Source organism: Nesterenkonia pannonica (genome assembly GCF_019575955.1).
Lineage (GTDB): Bacteria > Actinomycetota > Actinomycetes > Actinomycetales > Micrococcaceae > Nesterenkonia > Nesterenkonia pannonica.
The window spans coordinates 638,533-657,864 of record NZ_CP080575.1; the positions used below are offsets into that span (position 1 = coordinate 638,533).

At 67.3% G+C, this 19,332-nt stretch carries 17 protein-coding genes and 10 pseudogenes; 23 read left to right on the forward strand and 4 right to left on the reverse strand.

The annotated features are described in order from the left end of the window. Positions 1-174: 174 nt before the first annotated feature. Both K0H76_RS04940 and K0H76_RS04945 read right to left on the reverse strand, forming a co-directional pair. Complete coding sequence (locus K0H76_RS04940; protein WP_258935332.1) at positions 175-1,095, reverse strand: LytTR family transcriptional regulator; 921 nt, start codon at positions 1,093-1,095, stop codon at positions 175-177. 72 nt (positions 1,096-1,167) lie between these two features. Then, positions 1,168-1,497, reverse strand: coding sequence for a response regulator (locus K0H76_RS04945; RefSeq protein WP_258934677.1), 330 nt, complete (start codon positions 1,495-1,497; stop codon positions 1,168-1,170). Between the two features lie 348 nt (positions 1,498-1,845). Here K0H76_RS04945 and K0H76_RS04950 point away from each other — a divergent pair, with 348 nt between their 5' ends. Further along, complete coding sequence (locus K0H76_RS04950; RefSeq protein ID WP_258934678.1) at positions 1,846-2,343, forward strand: SGNH/GDSL hydrolase family protein; 498 nt, start codon at positions 1,846-1,848, stop codon at positions 2,341-2,343. 126 nt (positions 2,344-2,469) lie between these two features. Here K0H76_RS04950 and K0H76_RS04955 read toward each other — a convergent pair. Beyond that, positions 2,470-3,727: pseudogene (locus K0H76_RS04955) on the reverse strand (aminotransferase class III-fold pyridoxal phosphate-dependent enzyme). Positions 3,728-3,953: 226 nt separating this feature from the next. On the opposite strand from K0H76_RS04955, the pseudogene K0H76_RS04960 reads away from it, so the two are divergent. From K0H76_RS04960 to K0H76_RS05000, 9 genes and pseudogenes are all read left to right on the forward strand, one after another. Continuing rightward, positions 3,954-4,262 (forward strand): annotated as a pseudogene (locus K0H76_RS04960) (FAD-dependent oxidoreductase); the annotation flags it as partial. A gap of 104 nt (positions 4,263-4,366) precedes the next feature. Beyond that, complete coding sequence (locus tag K0H76_RS04965; protein WP_258935525.1) at positions 4,367-4,726, forward strand: hypothetical protein; 360 nt, start codon at positions 4,367-4,369, stop codon at positions 4,724-4,726. A gap of 14 nt (positions 4,727-4,740) precedes the next feature. After that, complete coding sequence (locus tag K0H76_RS04970) at positions 4,741-5,343, forward strand: hypothetical protein (protein WP_258934679.1); 603 nt, start codon at positions 4,741-4,743, stop codon at positions 5,341-5,343. Then, positions 5,265-5,981 carry a (Fe-S)-binding protein gene (locus K0H76_RS04975; protein WP_258935333.1) on the forward strand — a complete coding sequence of 239 codons (717 nt, stop codon included), beginning with the start codon at positions 5,265-5,267 and terminating at the stop codon, positions 5,979-5,981. The genes K0H76_RS04970 and K0H76_RS04975 overlap by 79 nt, the downstream gene beginning before the upstream one ends. 55 nt (positions 5,982-6,036) lie before the next feature. Further along, on the forward strand, positions 6,037-6,492 hold the full coding sequence (locus tag K0H76_RS04980; RefSeq protein ID WP_258934680.1) for a heterodisulfide reductase-related iron-sulfur binding cluster: 456 nt from the start codon (positions 6,037-6,039) through the stop codon (positions 6,490-6,492). Between the two features lie 8 nt (positions 6,493-6,500). Next, the gene (locus K0H76_RS04985) at positions 6,501-6,719 is read left to right on the forward strand and encodes a hypothetical protein (RefSeq protein WP_258934681.1); all 219 of its coding nucleotides are present in this window, start codon (positions 6,501-6,503) and stop codon (positions 6,717-6,719) included. Positions 6,720-6,740: 21 nt separating this feature from the next. Further along, positions 6,741-7,448, forward strand: a complete 708-nt coding sequence (locus K0H76_RS04990; RefSeq protein ID WP_258934682.1) for a GntR family transcriptional regulator — start codon at positions 6,741-6,743, stop codon at positions 7,446-7,448. 56 nt (positions 7,449-7,504) lie between these two features. Then, a pseudogene (locus K0H76_RS04995) lies at positions 7,505-7,858 on the forward strand (aldehyde dehydrogenase family protein); the annotation flags it as partial. Between the two features lie 145 nt (positions 7,859-8,003). Next, positions 8,004-8,638, forward strand: a pseudogene (locus K0H76_RS05000) (aldehyde dehydrogenase family protein). A gap of 119 nt (positions 8,639-8,757) precedes the next feature. Here K0H76_RS05000 and K0H76_RS05005 read toward each other — a convergent pair. Continuing rightward, a complete protein-coding gene (locus tag K0H76_RS05005) occupies positions 8,758-9,492 on the reverse strand; it encodes a LysR substrate-binding domain-containing protein (RefSeq protein ID WP_258934683.1) in 735 nt (244 codons plus the stop codon). 504 nt (positions 9,493-9,996) lie between these two features. Between K0H76_RS05005 and K0H76_RS05010 the strand changes: the two are divergent. The 13 genes and pseudogenes from K0H76_RS05010 to trmB all read left to right on the forward strand — a co-directional run bounded on the left by K0H76_RS05010 (position 9,997) and on the right by trmB (position 19,295). Then, a pseudogene (locus K0H76_RS05010) lies at positions 9,997-10,813 on the forward strand (3-keto-5-aminohexanoate cleavage protein). Beyond that, a pseudogene (locus K0H76_RS05015) lies at positions 10,813-11,541 on the forward strand (3-hydroxyacyl-CoA dehydrogenase NAD-binding domain-containing protein); the annotation flags it as partial. The pseudogenes K0H76_RS05010 and K0H76_RS05015, both read left to right, overlap by 1 nt. Positions 11,542-11,748: 207 nt before the next feature. After that, positions 11,749-12,210, forward strand: a complete 462-nt coding sequence (locus K0H76_RS05020; protein WP_258935334.1) for a thioesterase family protein — start codon at positions 11,749-11,751, stop codon at positions 12,208-12,210. Between the two features lie 179 nt (positions 12,211-12,389). After that, positions 12,390-12,740, forward strand: a pseudogene (locus tag K0H76_RS05025) (Hsp70 family protein); the annotation flags it as partial. A gap of 116 nt (positions 12,741-12,856) precedes the next feature. Next, positions 12,857-14,256 (forward strand): annotated as a pseudogene (locus K0H76_RS05030) (Hsp70 family protein). An 11-nt stretch (positions 14,257-14,267) separates the two neighbouring features. Then, on the forward strand, positions 14,268-14,537 hold the full coding sequence (locus K0H76_RS05035) for a hypothetical protein (RefSeq protein ID WP_258934684.1): 270 nt from the start codon (positions 14,268-14,270) through the stop codon (positions 14,535-14,537). A gap of 19 nt (positions 14,538-14,556) precedes the next feature. Beyond that, positions 14,557-15,063: a nucleotide exchange factor GrpE gene (locus tag K0H76_RS05040; RefSeq protein WP_258934685.1), complete on the forward strand. Its 507-nt coding sequence runs from the start codon at positions 14,557-14,559 to the stop codon at positions 15,061-15,063. Between the two features lie 99 nt (positions 15,064-15,162). Next, a pseudogene (locus K0H76_RS05045) lies at positions 15,163-16,079 on the forward strand (DnaJ domain-containing protein); the annotation flags it as partial. A 48-nt stretch (positions 16,080-16,127) separates the two neighbouring features. After that, positions 16,128-16,556, forward strand: a complete 429-nt coding sequence (locus tag K0H76_RS05050) for a helix-turn-helix transcriptional regulator (protein WP_146339984.1) — start codon at positions 16,128-16,130, stop codon at positions 16,554-16,556. A gap of 58 nt (positions 16,557-16,614) precedes the next feature. Further along, positions 16,615-17,556, forward strand: coding sequence for a hypothetical protein (locus tag K0H76_RS05055; RefSeq protein WP_258934686.1), 942 nt, complete (start codon positions 16,615-16,617; stop codon positions 17,554-17,556). A 199-nt stretch (positions 17,557-17,755) separates the two neighbouring features. Then, a complete protein-coding gene (locus K0H76_RS05060; protein WP_258934687.1) occupies positions 17,756-18,088 on the forward strand; it encodes a penicillin-binding transpeptidase domain-containing protein in 333 nt (110 codons plus the stop codon). A gap of 117 nt (positions 18,089-18,205) precedes the next feature. Beyond that, on the forward strand, positions 18,206-18,529 hold the full coding sequence (locus K0H76_RS05065) for a penicillin-binding transpeptidase domain-containing protein (RefSeq protein WP_258934688.1): 324 nt from the start codon (positions 18,206-18,208) through the stop codon (positions 18,527-18,529). After that, positions 18,529-19,295: pseudogene (gene trmB / locus K0H76_RS05070) on the forward strand (tRNA (guanosine(46)-N7)-methyltransferase TrmB). The gene K0H76_RS05065 and the pseudogene trmB overlap by 1 nt, the downstream one beginning before the upstream one ends. The last annotated feature ends 37 nt before the right edge of the window (positions 19,296-19,332 follow it).

The following is a 19,332-nucleotide window of genomic DNA, read 5'->3' on the forward strand; positions in this document are numbered from 1 at the left end:
GGCAGTCACGTAGTGCTTCAGGTCGTGGTACTTCCGATTGACCGCATCCATGTTGCGCTTGGACTGCAGGTACTGCTCGTGCTGGGAGCGCACGAGCTGCTTCATGGCTTCGACATCGCGCCGGCTGCCCCAGCTCCTGACGCTGCGCGTGCAGAGCGAGGAGCGCCGCATAGCTTAAGCAAGATCGACCAGCGTGCGGACGTAGAGGACATCGGTGGCCGTCGCGGCGCTGAACGGCGTCGCTGCGGCGACGAAGCTGAGATTGCTCATGAGGAACGTGACCGCGGCAACTGCGACGGCTGCGGCGAGAGCTCGTACCTCCACATCCGGGGCGCCTCGGCTGAACATCCGCCGCTCCACGGCGTAGGCCGCGCCGAATGCTGCGCCGAACACGGCTGCGGCCATCAGCGCGGTCACCCACCATTCGGCCTCACGTGCGAAGAAGACGTGCAGCTGCCAGTGCAGCGAGGCCACGAGCTCCGCCAGCACGAATGCGCGCGCCAGCAGGTACCCCGTCGCCACCGGCTGTGTGCGGGCGCCCGCGCTGATGAACTGGTGCATGACCGCCACTGCCACGAGCATTCCCGGGGTCCACAGAGCCACGGGCAGCCTGTCCGCGGCTTCGTGCACTGCGATCAGGACGATCAGAGCGCCGCACGCCAGGAGGACCAGCCGCAGACCACGCTGCCGCGGCCTGAGCAGCAGGATGTACAGCAGGCATGCGCTCCATTCGGCGAACGCTGTCAGCAGGCGGGGAATGTCCGCGGCCACTGCGTCGGTCACAGCCGGTTCCTCACGTGGTCGGAGAAGGCCTCCAGGAAGGCCCGGCGCCGAGCGCGAGATCGGCAGCTCCGCCCCGCTGCGCACGGTGCACCGTGGGCCCTCCACCGCGACCACGTGGTCGAGATTGACGAGGTAGCTGCTGCTCGATCGGTGGAATCCCTGTCCGGCGAGTTCGGCCTCGAACGCTTTGAGAGTGCCGCTGAGGACGTACTTCCTGTCAAGAGCGTGCACGGTGATGCGGTGCCTGTCGCTCTCCAGGTAGAGGACGGAGGCCGTGTCCACGCGTGCGGTACCCTCGGCGGTGTTCAGCATCACGAATGCTCCGTGCCGGCTGCTGACGCCGTTCGAGGGCCCTGCGGACCTCGTGGGCCACGGCGAAGTGCTTCACCGGTTTGACCAGATAGTTGACGGCGCCCACTTCGTATCCTGGATGGCCTGCTGCGCCATATGGGTGACGAAGACGATGGTCACGTCCTCATCGAGGCTGCGGATCCGATGCGCCGTCTCGAAGCCGTCGAGCCCGGGCATCTGCACATCCATGAAGATGAGATCGCAGCCCGGCCTGTAGGGCCGGGTCAGCTCGTCGCCCGAGCGGAAGACCGTGACGTCCAGAGCCGCGCCGGTGAGCTTCTCCGCGTGCTTGAGATGCTGCCGGAGGTTCGTCGCTGAGGCTTCCTCATCGTCGACCACGGCGACGCGTACGGGTCCCTCCACCTCCGGTCCTCCTGTGTGGGCTCACGCACATACGGCTATGGAACCCGGTCAGACTACTACACAGCGTGCCCCGAAGTTCGGGGTGAGGAGCGCGCCCTCCGAGGCCATGCCGCAGCCGAGCGCGGGGAGGATACAGTGGCGGCATTGTCGATACAGGGGAGGACCAATGTCAGCGAAGGATGAGCTGAGCGGACCGTTCAGCTTGGCGGTTCGTCGCCGTCGGAGACTCGTTCACCGAAGGAGTGGGGGACATCGATCCCTCGAGCCCCAATGGGGTGCGCGGATGGGCGGACCGGGTCGCAGCGCAGCTGATCAGCAACGACCCTCCTGGGGTACGCCAATCTGGCTGTGCGCGGTCGGAAGCTGGAGCAGGTCATTGACGGGCAGCTCGACGCCGCTGTCTCGCTCAACCCCAGCCTGGTGACGATGTATGCCGGCGGCAATGACATCCTGCGGCCCGCGGTGAACCTGGACGCTCTGATGCAGCGCTACCGCTGGGCTGCGGAGCGGCTTGCCGACACCGGTGCCCGGGTCCTGCTGTTCACCGGCTTCGACTCCGGGAAAGCTCCCATGTTCAGGGCCACCCGCGGACGGACCGCCATCTACAACGAAGCGGTGCGCAAGATCGCATCCGATCTCGGCCTGGACCTCGTCGACTTCTGGCACATGAAGCACCTCCAGGACTGGCGGTACTGGGACGCGGATCGGCTGCACCTGTCCATCGAGGGGCACATCGTGATGGCCAAGGAGGTCCTTCGCGTCCTGGGCGAGCCCGACGAGATCGACGAGCCGGAGATGGAGGAGAAGCGCCTGCGGCGCTCCACCGGCAGGTCTACGACGAGCTGACCTGGACCAGGGACTACCTGGCTCCGTGGGTGCGCCGCCGGATCACACGCAGATCCAGCGGGGACCACCTCGACGCGAAGTACCCCACGCTCACCTCAAGGGTCTGGTGACCCGGAGGCCCGCAGCTCACAGGACAGCGCTGAGGGTCTCCTCCCACAGGCTCAGGGCGTGATTCACTTCGTCCTCGCTCACGACCAGGGCTGGGATGAAGCGGACGTTCTGACCGTGCATGCCGTTGGTCAGCAGCAGCAGCCCGTTCTTGGCCGCATGCTGGTGAGCTCTGGAGGCGGCGGCGCCGTCCGGCTCCCCGTCCTTGTCGGTGAATTCCACGGCGAGCATCAGGCCGAGTCCGTGCACCGCAGTGACGGCGTCGAACTTCTCTGCAATCTCCTCCAGTCCTGCTTTGAGCTGGGCGCCCCGGGCCGCGGCGTTGGCCACCAGGCCCTCCTCCTGGATGACCTCCAGGGTGGCGACCGCCGCTGCGCAGGCGACGGCGTTGGCCCTGTACGTGCCGCCCTGCGAGCCCGGCCATGCCTTGGACATGACAGCCTCGGAGGCTGCGATCCCTGAGATCGGGAAGCCTGATGCGATTCCTTTGGCGAACATCTGGATGTCGGGGGTGAGGCCGAAGTGCTCCTGGCCCCAGAAGGCGCCGGTCCGGCCGAAGCCGGTCTGGACCTCGTCGACCACCAGCAGGATTCCGTGCCGGTCGGCCCTCTCGCGCAGCCCGGCGAAGAACCGCTCATTGCCGGGGACGTAGCCTCCTCACCCAGCACCGGCTCGACGAGGAACGCGGCCGTGTCGGCCGGGTGGGACTGAGTCTGCAGGACGAGGTCCAGCTCGCGCAGCGCGAAGTCCGTGGCCTGCTCCGCGTCCCAGCCGTAGTGCCGGTAGTGGGCAGGGTTCGGGAAGGAGAGACGACCACACCGGGCATCAGCGGAGAGAACCCGGCCTTGAACTTGGTGCCCGAGGTGGTCATGGAGGCCGCACCCACGGTCCGGCCGTGGAAGCCTCCCTGGAAGACCACGATGTTGGGCCGTCCCGTGGCCTGGCGGGCCAGGCGCAGGGCGGCCTCTGCGGCCTCCGAGCCCGAGTTTGAGAAGAAGATGGAGTCCAGCCCGGCAGGCAGCACCTCACCGAGCGCCGCGGTGAGACGCTGGAGCGGCTTATGCATGATGGTCGTGTACTGGCCATGGATCAGGCTCCCGACCTGCTCCTGCGCTGCGGCCACGACTTTGGGGTGGCAGTGTCCTGTGGAGGTCACGCCGATCCCCGCAGTGAAGTCCAGGTGCTTGTTCCCTGCTTCGTCGTAGATCCATACGCCCTCGCCGCGGTCGGCGACGACGGGGGTGGCCTGCTTGAGCTGGGGCGAGAGCTGCGCCATGTTCGGCTCCTCAATAAACGCGGGGAAAGGGGTCGTGCGGTGCTACGGTAGCACCACCCGTAAACTGTTAACAGTTTCGTGCACAGGCTTTCCCCACCGATCAGGAGGCTCACTGGTGAGTGCACCTGCCGTCGCGTCCGCAGGCGCGCACGCTTCGTCCGAGCTCCTCCACCACCTGCACCGGGCAGGGATTCCCAGCGCGGACGATTCGCCCCTGACCCGCGGCATGTACGCAGCGGACGCGAGCCTCTACCGCGTGCTGCCCCAGGCGGTCGCTCGTCCTCAGCACATCGACGAGGTGCACGCAGCCCATCAGGTCGCGACGGAGCTGGGCGTTCCGCTGACGATGCGCGGTGCTGGCACCTCCATCGCTTGGCAACGCGGTGGGGAGGGCATCGTTCTTGACCTGCGCGATCTGAAGCAGATCGTCAGCATCGACCCCGAGCTGGGAACGGCCACCGTGCAGCCCGGTGTGGTGCACGCGGATCTGCAGCGGGCCGCGGCGCCTCACGGACTGAGGTTCGGCCCCGATCCGTCCACCCATTCCCGCTGCACCATCGGCGGCATGATCGGCAACAACGCCTGCGGCTCCGGGCCCTGGGCTATGGGCGCACCGCGGACAACATCGAGGCCGCGACCGTGCTGTTCGGCAACGGGGAGATCGGCAGCTTCGATGCGCGGGTGGGCGGCGCCCAGGGCCGGACGGCCGTGCGGCTGCTGGAGCTCGCCGAGGAGAACCTTGGGCATATCCGCACGCGCTTCGGCCAGTTCGCCAGGCAGGTCTCCGGCTACAGCCTTGAGCACCTGCTTCCGGAGAACCGGGGCCGAGTGGAGCGGTTCATGGCAGGCTCGGAGGGCACTCTGGGGACGATTCTGGAGGCCACGGTGAACCTGGTCCAGGACGACCCGGGCAGGCGCCTGATGGTTCTGGGATTCCCCTCGGTGGCGGAAGCAGCCGACGCTGTGCCGCACATCCCGCCGCTGGCGACGGCCGCCTGATCGCCTGCGAGGGCATGGACTCCCGACTGGTGGCGCTGGTGCGCGGGGTAGGCAAGCGCGTCCCCGCCCTTCCCCGAGGGGAGTCCTGGCTGTTCGTGGAGGCTGCCGGCGACGGTGCGGGCAGCGTCCTCGACGCGGTCCGCACGGCCTCCGAAGCCGTCGGCCATCGCGCGATCGACGATCCGCGAGAGGCTGCCGCCCTCTGGAAGATCCGCGAGGACGGGGCGGGCCTGGCGGGGATCAGCCTCGAGACTCCGGCGCATTCGGGGTGGGAGGACGCGGCGGTTCCTCCTGAGCATCTGGGCAGCTGGATGCGTGAGTTCGAGGGTCTGATGGTGGAGTTCGGGCTGCAGGGCTACCCCTACGGCCACTTCGGCGACGGATGCATCCATTGCCGCATCGACTTCCCCTTCCAGCACGGCGACCCCGGCAGCACCGGAGTCTTCCGGGAGTTCCTCGCCGCCTGCGCCGAGCGCCTGGCCGTCTACGGGGCTCACTGTCGGGCGAGCACGGCGACGGACGGGTCCGTTCGGAGCTGCTGCCGACCATGTACGAGGCTGAGTCGCTGGACCTCTTTGCCCAGGCGAAGGAGATCTGCGACCCGCAGAACCTGCTGAACCCCGGAATCATCGCCTCCCCGGAACCGCGAGGCAGTGAGCGGGTCGGCATCGCCTCACCGTTCGAGAGCCTGAAGCCGACACAGCCGAAAGTCAGCCTGCCCTTCCCCGGTATGCGGATGACGCACGACGCCGGCGACCTCGGCGCAGCGGTGCACCGCTGCTCAGGCGTGGGCCGCTGTGTGGCGCCCAAGGCCGCCGGGGTCATGTGCCCCAGCTATATGGCCACCCGGGAGGAGAAGGACTCCACGCGCGGCCGCGGCCGCATTCTCCAGGAGGCTATGGACGGCTCCCTGGTGCATGGCCTGGCCGACCCGGCCGTGCACGAAGCCCTGGATCTGTGCCTGTCCTGCAAAGGATGCGCCTCGGACTGCCCCGCCGGGGTCGACATGGCCGCCTACAAGGCCGAAGCGCTCCACCAGACCTACGACCGCGACGCAGAAGGACGTCCCAAGCGGCGTCTGCGGCCGCGCAGCCACTATGCGATGGGCCGCCTGCCCCAGTGGGCGGCGCTCACAGCCCCGCGGCGCCGCTGGCCAACCTCAGCATGCGCATTCCGCCGGTCGCAGCGCTGGTCAAGTGGGCGGCGGGCATCGATCAGCGGCGCGGGGTGGCAGCCTTCGCCCGCAGGACGCTGAAGGCCGCGGAGAGGAAGAAGTCGGGCGCGCTCGCCGCCCCGGCGGACGTCTACGTGTGGGCGGACTCGTTCACCGACCACTTCTTCCCCAGTCCGGCCACGCCGCCCTCGAGTTCCTTCGGTCCCAGGGCCTCAATGCCCACGTCATCCAGAAGAAGGGATGCTGCGGCCTGCCGTGGATCACCACCGGCCAGCTGGACCAGGCGAGGGCGCGCATCGAAGAGGCCGTGGAGATGCTCGAGCCCTACGTGAGCTCAGGTGTTCCGGTGATCGGCATGGAGCCCAGCTGCCTGGCCACCCTCCGCTCCGATGCCCGTGAGCTGACGGATGCTCCCGCCGCGGGCGTGGTCGCCGACGGCGTTCTCACGTTCTCCGAGCTGCTCGCCCGGCTGCTCGAGGAGGGCCGCATCGAGCTGCCTGACCTGTCAGGGGTCGACGTGGTGGCCCAGCCGCACTGCCATCAGGAGTCGATCATCGGCTGGGACGCTGACCAGATGCTCCTGGAGAAGTAGGCGCCGTCGTGACCAAGGTGTCGGGGTGCTGCGGACTCGCGGGGAACTTCGGCATGGAGAAGGGGCACTACGAGACCTCGGTGGCGGTGGCCGAAACGTACCTTCTGCCGGCCCTGCGCGCGCAGCAGGGGCGTGAGGACGCCCCCGCTGCGTGGTGCTCGCCGACGGAATGTCCTGTCGGGTGCAGCTCGACGACTTGGCGGATGCTCCTCCCTGCACCTGGCTGAGCTGATGGCAGGTGCAGGCCGGTGACCCTCGAACCCGCAGCGCTGCTGGCATCGCCGCCGCTGGGCGCTCGGCTTGCCCGGCAGCTCAGGCTCCAAGTCCTCGCCGGGGACCTTCCTCCGCACGCACACCTGGTCGAGTCCCGTCTGGCCCAGCAGTACGGGGTCAGCCGGGGCCCGGTGCGCGACGCGCTGAAGGAGCTGGAGCACGAAGGCATCATCTACTCCGCCCGTCAGGGCCACCGTGTCGCCCAGATCGCCCGGCAGGACGTCGACGAGATCTTCGCCATTCGGCACATGGCCGAAAGGACTGCGATCGAGTCTGGGCTCGCCGCAGAGGCCGACTGGGCTCCCTTGGAGCAGAGGGCCGCGGAGATGAAGGCTGCGGCCCTGCGCGGGGACCAGCCCGCCTTCGCCGAAGCGGACCTGAACTTTCACCGCTCAGTCCTGCAGATCGGCGGCGGCAAGCGGCTCCAGGCCGTGTGGCACCTGTTCGAGCCGACCCTGGCTGCGCTCTTCACACTGAACCCCCACCCCGGAGAGAATCTGGCAGTGAGCGCAGAGGACCACGCGGCGCTCCCAGGATGCTCCAGACCGGCGACGACCGATGGCGCCTCTGGCTGGAGCAGCATCTGGAGAGCGCTCGCCTGCGCTTCCTCGACACCGTGCCAGCACCCGACATCACCCCTCAGGAGACCCCCGCATGAGCGTACCGATCACAGCCGACCGTGAGAACGAAGTCGTCCAGGCCGCCCCCACCCAGCTCTTCATCGACGGTGAGTGGCGGGATGCGCGGGGAGGGCGCACTCTCGAGGTGTTCGACCCTCCACGGGCAGAGTGCTGACCCGTGCGGCGAATGCTTCCCCGAGGACGGCTGGGACGCGCTGAAGGCGGCCGAGGCGGCGCAGAAGGGCTTCGAGCGCACGCCTCCCCGTGAGCGCGCCGAGATGCTGATGAACGCGTTCCGGCTCATGCATGAGCGCAAGGACGACCTGGCCCTTCTGATGACCCTGGAGATGGGCAAACCGCTGGCTGAGTCGTACGGCGAGGTGAACTACGCCGCCGAGTTCTTCCGGCACTTCGCCGAAGAGGCCACGCGCATCAGCGGCGGATACCAGACGGCCCCCGCGGAGGGTCGCGGTTCCTCATCCACAAGCAGGCGGTCGGGCCTCGATCCTCATCACCCCTGGAACTTCCCCTCGCGATGGGCACCCGCAAGCTCGGCCCCGCCATCGCCGCCTAAGCTGCACCAGTGTGCTGAAGTAAGCCGAGCTGACGCCGCTGTCCATGCTGGCGCTCGCCGACATTCTTCGCGAGGCTGGGGTCCCGGCCGGAGTGGTCAACATTCTGGTCACCTCCTCCGCAGGCGAGGTGGTCGAGCCGCTCATCCGTTCGGGCATCGCCCGCAAGCTCAGCTTCACCGGATCCACCCCGTCGGCCGCAGACTTCTGGAGCAGTGCTCCGAGAAGGTCCTTCGCACCTCGATGGAGCTCGGCGGCAACGCGGCGTTCGTGGTCTTCGAGGACGCTGACCTGGACAAGGCGGTCGAGGGCGCTGTGCTGGCGAAGATGCGCAACTCAGGGGAGGCGTGCACGGCGGCCAATCGCATCTTCGTCCACTCCCAGGTGATGGACGAGTTCTCCCAGAAGCTCGCGGAGCGTCTCGGGCGGATGAAGACGGGCCGCGGAGTCGATGAGGAGACCGCTGTCGGCCCCATGGTCGACGCGCGTCAGCGCGACAAGGTGGCTGAGCTCGTGGAGGACGCCGTGAAGTCCGGGGCGAAGGTCGTCCTCGGTGGGGAGCCACCGCGGGTGAGGGTACTTCTACCCGCCGACGGTGCTGACCGGCGTTCCCGAGAGCGCGCGCATGTGGTCCGAGGAGATCTTCGGACCGGTGGCCCCGCTGACGCCGTTCGACGATGAGAAGGAGGTCATCGACCGGGTCAACGACACCGAGTACGGCTTGGTCAACTACGTCTTCACCGAAAGTCTGAACCGGGCCCTGCGGGTGGCCGAGCAGGTGGAGTCGGGCATGGTCGGGATCAATCAGGGGCTGTCTCCAACCCGGCGGCGCCCTTCGGCGGGATCAAGGAGTCGGGACTGGGCCGCGAGGGCGGCGACACCGGCATCGAGGAGTTCCTGGAGACCAAGTACATCGGGATCGCGATGTAGCCGCGCTGCCTAAGGCTGCTGGCTGACTCTGGCCTGCAGCAGCTCAAGGAGGCGTCGGACGGCGGGAGCGCTGTCCGACGCCTCCTTGTGCGCACGGCCAGCACGCGGTGCAGGCCGGGCTCGTCCAGCGGGAGCGCCTGCACCCCGCTCACCATGCCGGCGACGGTCTGCCAGGACAGCTGCGGCATCACCGTGATGCCGACTCCGGCCTCCACGCATGCGACGGCGGCGGCATAGTCCTGCGTCTCGATCCTGAAGTCGGGTGCCAGGCCCACCCCGGCGCAGGCCTGCATAAGGATCTTGCGGTTGGGCCCGCGCGTGTAGTCGTTGTCGACCCACACTTCGCCGCGCAGGTCCTCCAGCCCGATGCGCTCTCGCCCAGCGAGGCGATGCCCGGCGGGGAGCACGGCTGCATAGGAGTCCTGCATCAGCTCCGTCGTGCGGTAGCCGGCACGGTCCGCCACGTCCGGGTGCCGGACGAATATCTCCGCGTCCGGCTCCCAAGCGGCCGCCTCCTCCAGATCCCAGAGGCGCATCGTAATGCGCAGCTCCGGAAACTCCGAGGAGATCGCGGCCACCAGAGCCGGGATCCATGCGACTCCCACCGACACGAAGTGCGAGATGAGCAGGGATCCGGTGCGTCCCTGCCGCAGGTCCGCTGCCAGGCCCTGCAGCTGCCCGGCTTCTCGCAGCAGCCGCTCTGCCCGGACCGAGAGCTGTGGTAAATGCCGTCACGGCGATGCCTCTCCCGCGCCGCTCCAGCAGGGTCAGCCCCGTCTCCCTCTGCAGCGCCTGCATCTGCTGGCTCGCGGCCGCTCGGCTGATGCGCAGATTGTCTGCGGCCGCACTGATCGACTCTTCGGCGACGACGGCGAGAAAAGTGCGCAGGCGGCCTACGTCGGGGTCGAAGCTGGGCATCCCACTACTGTAAAGCAATGTTTGACAGTACGTGCGAAAAGTTTGCTTGTGCATGTTTCAGTCTGTCGGAACGATGGGCCGGGACCCCATTCCCATCCTGAAGGAGGAGCCGCCATGCCCAAGCCCACCATCCTCACGTGTGCGCTCACCGGCGCAAGCGACACTGCTTAAGCAGATCCGAGCACGTTCCCGTGACGCCTCAGCAGATCGCCGAATCAGGCATCGAAGCTGCCCGAGCAGGTGCCTCGGTGATCCACATTCACGTCCGCGACCCCGAGACGACGCAGGGTTCTCGCGAGACAGCGTTCTACGAAGAGGTGGTGGCTCGCCTCCGTGCATCCGACGTGGATCCGGTCATCAACCTCACGGCAGGCATGGGCGGAGACCTCGCCATCGACCCCTCCAGTCCTGCGGAGAGCCTGGGCCGTGTCGAGGGGACCGACCTCGTCTCCGGGTTGGAGCGGCTCAAGCATGTGGAGGTCATCCGACCGGAGATCTGCACCCTGGACTGCGGAACCCTCAACTTCGGCGACGGCAGCCAGATCTACGTGGGCACCCCGAGATGATCAGGCAGGGCGCCGCTCGGATCAGGGAGCTCGGCGTGAAGCCGGAGCTGGAGCTCTTCGACACCGGCAATCTGTGGTTCGCCAACACCCTCTTTCATGAAGGCCTCCTGGCCGACCCGCCCATGTACCAGCTGTGCATGGGCATCCCCTACGGCGCCCCGCCGATCCGGGACTGCTCGGCGCCATGGTGAACATGGTGCCAGAAGGTGTGGAGTGGACCAGCTTCGCCATAGGCCGCAATCAGCTTCCGTGGGTGGCCCAGTCGGTGCTTCTCGGCGGACACGTGCGCGTGGGGCTCGAGGACAACCTCTACCTGCGCAAGGGCGTCAAGGCAACCAACGCACAGCTCACCGCAGAGGTTAGCAGAATCGTCGACTCACTCGGCCGGAAGGTCGCGTCGCCGAATGAGGCGCGCGAGATGCTCGGGCTGGAGGTGCACTGATGACTCGCACCCCAGAAGGCTCTCCCGCCCCTGATGAGGTCACCGCCGTGTGCTGCGCCGGCGCCGGAACCATCGGTGTAAGCTGGGCTGCATACTTTCTGGCGCGGGGCTTCCGGGTCAAAGCCTGGGACCCGTCCCCGGAGGCCGAGGCCAAGCTTCGTTAGCTGATCGACGCCGCCTGGCCCGCGCTGACCGAGCTGGGGCTGCACGAGGACGCTTCTCGGGAGGGCCTCAGCTTCCACACAGACCTCAGCGAGGCCCTCGAAGGCGTCCAGTTCGTTCAGGAGTCGGCGCCGGAGGTGCTGCAGCTCAAGCAGCAGCTGCTGGCAAGGCTCGACGCTGCGTCGGATCCGGGCATCGTCATCGGCTCCTCCACCTCCGGATACTCGATGACGGAGATGGCGCTGAACGCTGAGCGTCCGGAGCGGTTCGTCGTGGGCCATCCTTTCAACCCGCCCTACCTGATTCCCCTGGTGGAGGTGGTCGGAGGTGAGCGCACCTCCGCTGAGGCGGTCCAGTGGGCGGCTGACTTCTACGAGCGCATCGGCAAATCTGTGATCACCATGGACCGTGAGGTGCCCGGCTTCATCGCCAACCGGCTCCAGGAGGCCCTGTGGCGGGAAGCCCTGCACATGGTGGACAACGGTGAGGCCACGGTGGAGCAGATCGACCGATCCATCACCGAGGGTCCCGGGCTTCGCTGGCCATTCCAGGGGCCCATGCTCACCTTCCATCTTGCAAGCGGTGAGGGCGGCATGGCGCACATGCTGGACCATTTCGGGCCGTCCCTGAAGTCGCCGTGGACGCGACTGGACGCTCCTGAGCTCACGGAGCGGCTGCGGGACGACGTGGTGGATGGCTGCGCGGTCGAAGATGCTCGTCCTGTCACCGAGCTGATGCAGGAGCGGGACCGCGGGATCATCGCCCTGCGTCGCATGATTGAGGGATGCGCCGTGGACCTTCCTGAGTACCGCACGGCGGTCCGTGAGGAGTGGATCGACTACAACGGGCATCTATCAGAGGCCTACTACGTGCTGGTCTTCGGCTTTGCCACCGACCAGGCGATGGAGGTCCTCGGGATGGATGCCGCCTACCGGCAGCGCGAGGGTGCTTCCCTGTACACCGTCGAGGCCCACGTGCGGTACCTCCAGGAGGTGCCGCAGGGTGCCGGGGTCGCTGTCCGCACAGCGATCGTCGGCACAGGGGACCGCAAGCTCCACCTCGCCCATGAGATGCACGACGACTCCGGCCGCCTCGTGGCGACCGAGGAGATGCTCGGCGTGCACGTGGGCGGGGAGCCTGCAGGCGCTCAGCCTTTCCCCAGCGAGGTGCGGAAGCGTATGGCGATGTGCGGGAGCGGTAAGCCGGATTGGGTCGGCAGAGCAGTGCGCATGTGAGGTGGTCCTGGCCGGACCTGTGCGTGGGAAATAAACCCGCGAGGCACGGCGTTCCGTTCGTGTCAGAGCAAAGTTGAGTCGGGTCGGCTCAAGTCGAGTTGACACTCCCATTCCCGGGATGAAAACTTGAGCTCGTACCGCTCAATACATGGTTGAGTCTCTTCGAAAGGAGCCCGCACATGGCACGTGCAGTAGGAATCGATCTGGGTACCACCAACTCCGTGGTCTCCGTGCTGGAGGGCGGCGAGCCCGCCGTCATCGCAAACGCCGAGGGTGCGCGCACCACCCCCTCCGTCGTCGGCTTCTCCAAGTCCGGCGAGGTCCTCGTGGGCGAGGTCGCCCGCCGTCAGGCCGTCTCCAACCCGGACCGCACATACGCCTCCATCAAGCGCCACATGGGCACTGACTGGAGCACCGAGGTCGACGAGAAGAAGTACACCCCGCAGGAGATCAGCGCCCGCACGCTGATGAAGCTCAAGCACGACGCCGAGTCCTACCTCGGCGAGGACGTGACGGACGCCGTCATCACCGTCCCCGCATACTTCAACGACGCCGAGCGTCAGGCGACCAAGGAGGCAGGCGAGATCGCAGCCTCAACGTCTCCCGCATCGTCAACGAGCCCACCGCAGCAGCTCTCGCGTACGGGCTGGACAAGGGCAACGAGGAAGAGCTCATTCTCGTCTTCGACCTCGGCGGCGGCACATTCGACGTGTCCCTGCTCGAGGTGGCCAAGGACGAGGACGACTTCTCCACCATCCAGGTGCGCTCCACCATAAGCGACAACAGGCTCGGCGGCGACGACTGGGACCAGCGCATCATGGACTGGCTCGTTCAGCAGGTGAAGCAGAAGGAGGGCGTTGACCTCTCCAAGGACTCCATCGCCGTGCCTCGCCTGAAGGAGGAGGCTGAGCGTGCGAAGAAGGAGCTCTCCTCCGCCTCCTCCGCCACCATCAACATCCCCTACGCCACCCAGAACGACGGCGTCCCGGTGCACGTGAACGAGACCCTCTCCCGCGCCAAGTTCGAGGACATGACCTCGGACCTGCTCGAGCGCACCAAGAAGCCGTTCAACGATGCGATCACCGAAGCGGCGTGAAGATCAGCGAGATCGACCACGTCATCCTCGTCGGAGGCTCGACGCGTATGCCCGCAGTCGCAGATCTCGTCAAGCAGCTCTCCGGCAAGGACGCGAACAAGACCGTGAACCCGGACGAGGTGGTGGCCATGGGTGCCGCACTGCAGGTAAGCGTCCTCTCCGGTGAGCGCAAAGACGTGCTGCTCATCGACGTCACGCCCCTGTCGCTCGGCATCGAGACCAAGGGCGGCGTCATGACCAAGCTCATCGAGCGCAACACCGCCATCCCCACGAAGAAGTCCGAGGTGTTCTCGACGGCGGAGGACAACCAGCCCTCCGTGGCCATCCAGGTCTTCCAGGGCGAGCGCGAGTTCACCCGTGACAACAAGCCACTGGGCACGTTCGAGCTCACGGGCATCGCCCCCGCACCGCGCGGCATGCCGCAGATCGAGGTCACCTTCGACATCGACGCCAACGGCATCGTCCACGTGTCCGCCAAGGACAAGGGCACCGGCACCGAGCAGTCGATGAAGATCACCGGCGGCACCTCCCTGGAGAAGGAGGACATCGAGCGCATGGTGGCCGACGCCGAGGCTCACGCCGAGGAGGACAAGAAGCGCCGCGAGGCTGCCGAGCAGCGCAACGCGGCAGAGTCCGCCGCCTACTCCGTCGACAAGCTGATCAAGGAGAACGACGAGAAGCTGCCGGAGGACGTTAAGAACGAGGTTCAGGCCGACGTGGACGCCGTGAAGAAGGCGCTCGAGGGCGAGGACAACGACGACGAGATCAAGGCCGCGTTCGAGAAGCTCCAGGCTTCGCAGGGCAAGATCGGCGAAGCCCTCTACGCCCAGGGCGCCGAAGCAGGCGCTGAGGGCGCACCAGGGGCGGATGCTCCCGGCCAGGAGGACGAGGACATCGTCGACGCTGAAGTGGTCGACGAGGACGAGTCCTCCGAGTCCGAGAACAAGTAAGGAGAGCCTGCATGGCTAAGGACCAGTTCAACCCCGAAAAGGGCGAAGACGGCATTCCGGAGAACCCCGCACCCTCCGACGGTCAGCAGGCCGAGGGCCAGGGAGGCTTCGACGACGAGCAGGCCGCGGCCGCCGACCCGGCGGCAGACCCCTGGCTGAAGCCGAACGGATTCTCCGGGACGCGCCGCAGGGCGCCGAAGAGATCCAGCAGGCTCACCAGGAGGCGGCAGGCCAGGAGGGCACTCAGCCCGACCCCTCGCCGAGAACCCGGAGCTCGCTGAGGACCCGGAGCTGCGCGAAGTGGGCCTCGACGAGGTCGCCGGCGGAGTCGAGACCGAGCCCGCAGAGCGCATCGAGGCTGCGGAGGAGATGCTCGAAGAGTCCGGCTACAGCCGCGAGGCTGAGCTGGAGGAGGACCTCCGCCGCGTCACCGCCGAGTACCAGAACTACCGGCGGCGCGTGGACCGTGACCGGTCATCGGAGAAGGAGCGGGTCAAGGGCCAGTTCATCTCCGAGCTCATGCCGGTCCTGGACGACATCTCCGGAGCGCGTCAGGCCGGAGAGCTCCAGGAGGGTCCGTTCGCACACATTGCGGAGCGCCTGGAGACCGTCCTGGCTCAGCAGGGCCTCGAGCGGGTCGGCGAAGTGGGCATTCCCTTCGACCCCAACGAGCATGAGGCGATCATGCAGCAGGCCAGCGATGAGATTGAGGCTGAGCACGTCGCAGTCGTCGTCCGCTCCGGCTACCGCATCGGCGATCGGCTGCTGCGCGCAGCTCAGGTGATCGTCAGCTCCGGCTCGGAATGAGCCGATCGCAGCTGAGCAGCCCGCCCCCACAGCGGCTCATCCGCTGATCGGGTATGGGAGCTCAGCTGAAGACCCCGTACAGCAGAGAGGAGGCGCCTGATGGCTTCGCAGGAGTGGCTCGAAAAGGATTTCTACAAAGTATTGGGCGTCTCCAAGGACGCCACGGCCGAAGAGATCAAGAAGGCATATCGTCGGCTCGCCCGCGAGAACCATCCGGACAAGAATCCGGACGACCCCAGCGCTGAGCAGCGGTTCAAGGACATCTCTGAAGCGCACACGGTTCTGTCTGATCCGGAGAAGCGGCGCGAGTACGACCAGATCCGCGCCATGGGCTCCGGCGCCCGCTTTTCCGGCGGTGCCGGACCGGGCTCAGCAGGCGGCTTCGAAGACATGTTCGGCGGGCTCTTCGGAGACAGATTCGGCCGCAGCGGCGGTGCCGGGACATTCTCCGGCGGCGGCGGCTTCGAGGACCTCTTCGGCGGACGCTTCGGCAGTGCCGGAGCCGCCCCGAAGGGGGCGGACCGCACCGCGAAGACCACCATCTCGTTCAAAGGTGCCGTGCGCGGCACCACTGTCGGGCTCCGCGAGCCCAACGGCAGCGTGATCGATGTCCGGATTCCTCCGGGCGTCAAAGAGGGCAGAAGGTCCGGGTCAAAGGCAAAGGCTCTCAGGGCCCCGGCGGCAGCGGAGATCTTCTTGTCGAGGTCTCCATCACCGCGCATCCCTTCTATGAGCGCGACGGCGACAACATCCGCATCCACCTGCCCGTGAGCTTCGACGAAGCTGTCCTCGGCGCCACCGCAGAAGTCCCGACGGTCCACGGAGAGAAGGTCCGGATCCGCATCCCGGTAAGCACCTCCTCAGGTCGAACCCTGAGGCTCAAAGGCCAAGGGATCAGAACCAAGAAGCATCAGGGCGACATGCTGGTCGTCGTCGATGTGGCGGTGCCCAAGGACCTGCCCGACGAGGCGATGGAAGCGGTCAGGGCATATCAGGACGCCACATCCGGCATCGACCCCGGTCCGGTCTGGAGGGAGGGCGGCGCTGTGAGGCCTGAGCCTTCGATGCCCCCGCATGCGAGGTCCAACCGTCACGCGCCCTTCTTCGTCATATCCGTCGCGGCCGAACTGGCCGACATGCACCCTCAGACCCTGCGGCAGTACGACCGCATGGGCCTGGTCACGCCCAAGCGTCAAGGAGGCCGCCACCGCAGATACTCTGCCTACGACATCGACCAGCTCCGCCAGATTCAGCAGCTCTCCCAAGAAGGAGTCTCGCTGGAGGGGATCCGGCGGATCATCGCGCTCCAGAACCACGTCGAAGAGCTCGAGGACGAAGTCGCTGAGCTGCAGAACCAGCTCAGAGAGATCCAGCGCAGCGGAGGGTCCAGGGTCTTCGCCGTCGGGCCCCACGGCGACGTCGTCACCATGGCCCGAGGGCAGCGGCCCCGCCCCGCCAGCCGCGAGATAGTCCTCTTCCGCCGCTCGGCGTAGCCCCCGACGCCCCGCAACGGTGCGCCGGCATGTTCGTCCGTTGGCCCATACTGGTCAGGTGAAACTTTCGTGGGGACGACTTCCACTGCTCGCCGCGGCCGCAGCTGCGCTGCTGTCGGCCTGCTCGGAGGAGCCTGATCCGGCTGAGAGCCTCGGCCCGGCGGCCGAGCGGCTCGCCGACGCTCTTCAGCAGGGAGACCTCGAAGGCGTGCCGCTCGCCTCGGGCGATCTCCAGTCCCTGAACACCGCCGCCGATCGGCTGCATGACTCCCTCGACGAGCTGTCCGTGCAGGTCGAGGTCCAGGAGACGGAGCTCGATGTTCCGCCCGAGGAGTCCCCGCGGGCTCCGAGTGCGGTCGTCACCTACCTCCATGCCTGGGACCTCGAGGCCCTCGGCGTCGAGGACGAGGAGTGGGACTACGTCACCGAAGCCGCTCTGACATACCACGAGGAGTCTGAGACCTGGTATCTGGACGGAGAGTACGACCTCTTCCTTCCGGAGTATCAGGGGCACGAGGAGATCGGCGTCAGCACCGCCGCAGCCGACCGGGGACGGATCATGGACGGTGAGGGCCGCGCGATGGTCTACAACCGCGACGTGGTGATCCTGGGCGTGGACAAGACCCAGTTCGGAGCGGATGAGGACGACGAGCTGGAGGCGTCGGCCCGTCAGCTGGCCGACGCTGTCGGCATCGATGCCGCATCCTACGCCGAGCAGGTCGAGGCCTACGGCGATGAGGCCTTCGTCGAGGCCATCACCGTGCGCCGCGAGGGGGCATGTGACGGTCGACGATGTGGAGGACATCCCGGGGTGCATTGGCAGGAGTCGCAGATGTCCTTGGCCGACAGTCCGGACTTCGCCCCGCTGCTGCTGGGCCGGGTCGGCCCCGTGACGGCCGAGCACCTGGAGGAGGATCCCACGCTGCAGGTCGGACAGACGGTGGGCACGTCGGGCCTGCAGGCCGTCCACGAGCAGACCCTGCGGGGCACCCCGGAGTGAGGATCTACCGCGGGGAGGAGACTCTCTTCTCCACTGAGCCGGAGGCCGGAGGAGACGTGAGCACCAGCCTCCTCCCGCGTCTGCAGAATCTCGCGCAGGACATTGCCGCAGACCAGGACACCACCGCAGGAATCGTGGCCGTCCGACCCTCCGACGGGGGATCCTCGCGTCGGCCAGCCACAGCCCCGATGAGTCGGCTGTGGAGGCGGCCACCCAATCGGCCTATGCGCCGGGGTCCACCTTCAAGATGGTGTCCTCACTGGCCATGCTCAGAGACGGTCTCAGCGCGGACTCGACCATCAGCTGTCCCACCAGCGTGACCGTGCACGGCCAGGAGTTCCGCAACGTCGCAGGATACGACGAGACCGGAAGCATCACCTTCGCAGAGGCCGTCGCCCACTCCTGCAACACCGTGTTCGCGGCGTCCCATGACGAGGTCAGCTCAGCGGACCTGCGGCAGGCCGCAATGGACCTCGGCATCAACAACGATGTGGGCATCGGCCTGCTTAACCATCAAAGGCACCGTTCCTGAGGACGCCGAGCTCAACGAGCACGCCGCAAACCTCTTCGGCCAAGGAACAGTCCAGACCTCCGCCCTCGGCATGGCGGCCGTGGCCGCGTCCATCGCCGATGCTCGGACCGTCCACCCATGGCTGGTGGAAGGCTCAGGGAGCCGGACGACGATGCGGGACCGGGCCTGACCGAGGATGAGGGCGCCCAGATGCAGGCGCTGATGGCGGGCACCGTCTCGTACGGCACGCTGGACTTCCTCGACCCCATCCCCGGCGCGCGTGTGTACGCCAAGACAGGCACCGCCGAGTCCGGGGAGGACCTGCCGCACACCTGGGTCATCGGATTCCAAGGAGACCTGGCTGTAGCGATCTTCCTCGAGGAGGGAGAGTGGGGCTCAACGGACAACGGGCCACTGCTGCGGGAGTTCCTCGTCGGCGCGCAGGATATCCTCGACGACTGATGCCACAGACTTCCGCACCCGATCCCGCGTCCGAGCCGTCGCCGCAGCACTACCGCCGCCCGCTCTCCTTCGTCCGCCGCTCCAACCAGCTCAAGCCCAGCTACCAGCGCGCCTGGGACGCAGCGCTGGGGCGAGAGCTGCTCGATGTTCCGGCCGGAAGCCGGGACACCTCCGTGGCCGAAGGGTTCACCATCGACTGGCAGGAGGAGTTCGGCCGCAGCCACAGTGTCGACTCAGGCGGGAGCCTGACCGTGGAGATCGGATCCGGCTCCGGCGAGGCCGTAGCCGCCGCAGCCGTGGCCAACCCCACCGGGACTTCATCGCCGCAGAGGTCTACAGGCCCGGAGCCGCCCAGCTGGCCGCGCGGGTGCGCCGCGAAGGGCTCACCAACGTCCGCGTCGCCTGCCTCGACGCGGTGGAGCTGCTCGACAATCTGATCCCCACGGCCTACCTGGACGAACTGTGGATCTTCTTCCCCGACCCCTGGCACAAGAAGAAGCACAACAAACGGCGGCTCATCCAGCCGTCCTTCACCGCCAAAGCCGCCCGCGCGCTGCGGCCCGAAGGCCGTATCCGCCTGGCCACCGACTGGCCGCACTATGCGGTCCAGATGCGGCGAGTCCTCACCGAATCGCCCGATTTCGCCAACGAGCACGCCGGATGGGCGCCGCGCTTCGCCGGGCGTGTGCTGACCGATTTCGAAGCCAAGGCAGGCGCGGCAGGGAGAAAGTCATTTGATCTGACGTTCACACGTGTCTGTGTATAGTCAGGGGCTGAAGCCCCGGATGAAATTTCAGAATCAC

Bases quoted from the DNA above. Each gene is read 5' to 3' on its own strand.
- K0H76_RS05050 (WP_146339984.1), top strand. From the start codon at position 16,128: ATGCCCCCGCATGCGAGGTCCAACCGTCACGCGCCCTTCTTCGTCATA.
- K0H76_RS04940 (WP_258935332.1), bottom strand. From the start codon at position 1,095: ATGCTGAACACCGCCGAGGGTACCGCACGCGTGGACACGGCCTCCGTC.
- K0H76_RS04970 (WP_258934679.1), top strand. From the start codon at position 4,741: ATGGACTCCCGACTGGTGGCGCTGGTGCGCGGGGTAGGCAAGCGCGTC.
- K0H76_RS05065 (WP_258934688.1), top strand. From the start codon at position 18,206: ATGGCTGGTGGAAGGCTCAGGGAGCCGGACGACGATGCGGGACCGGGC.
- K0H76_RS05020 (WP_258935334.1), top strand. From the start codon at position 11,749: ATGATTGAGGGATGCGCCGTGGACCTTCCTGAGTACCGCACGGCGGTC.
- K0H76_RS05035 (WP_258934684.1), top strand. From the start codon at position 14,268: ATGGCTAAGGACCAGTTCAACCCCGAAAAGGGCGAAGACGGCATTCCG.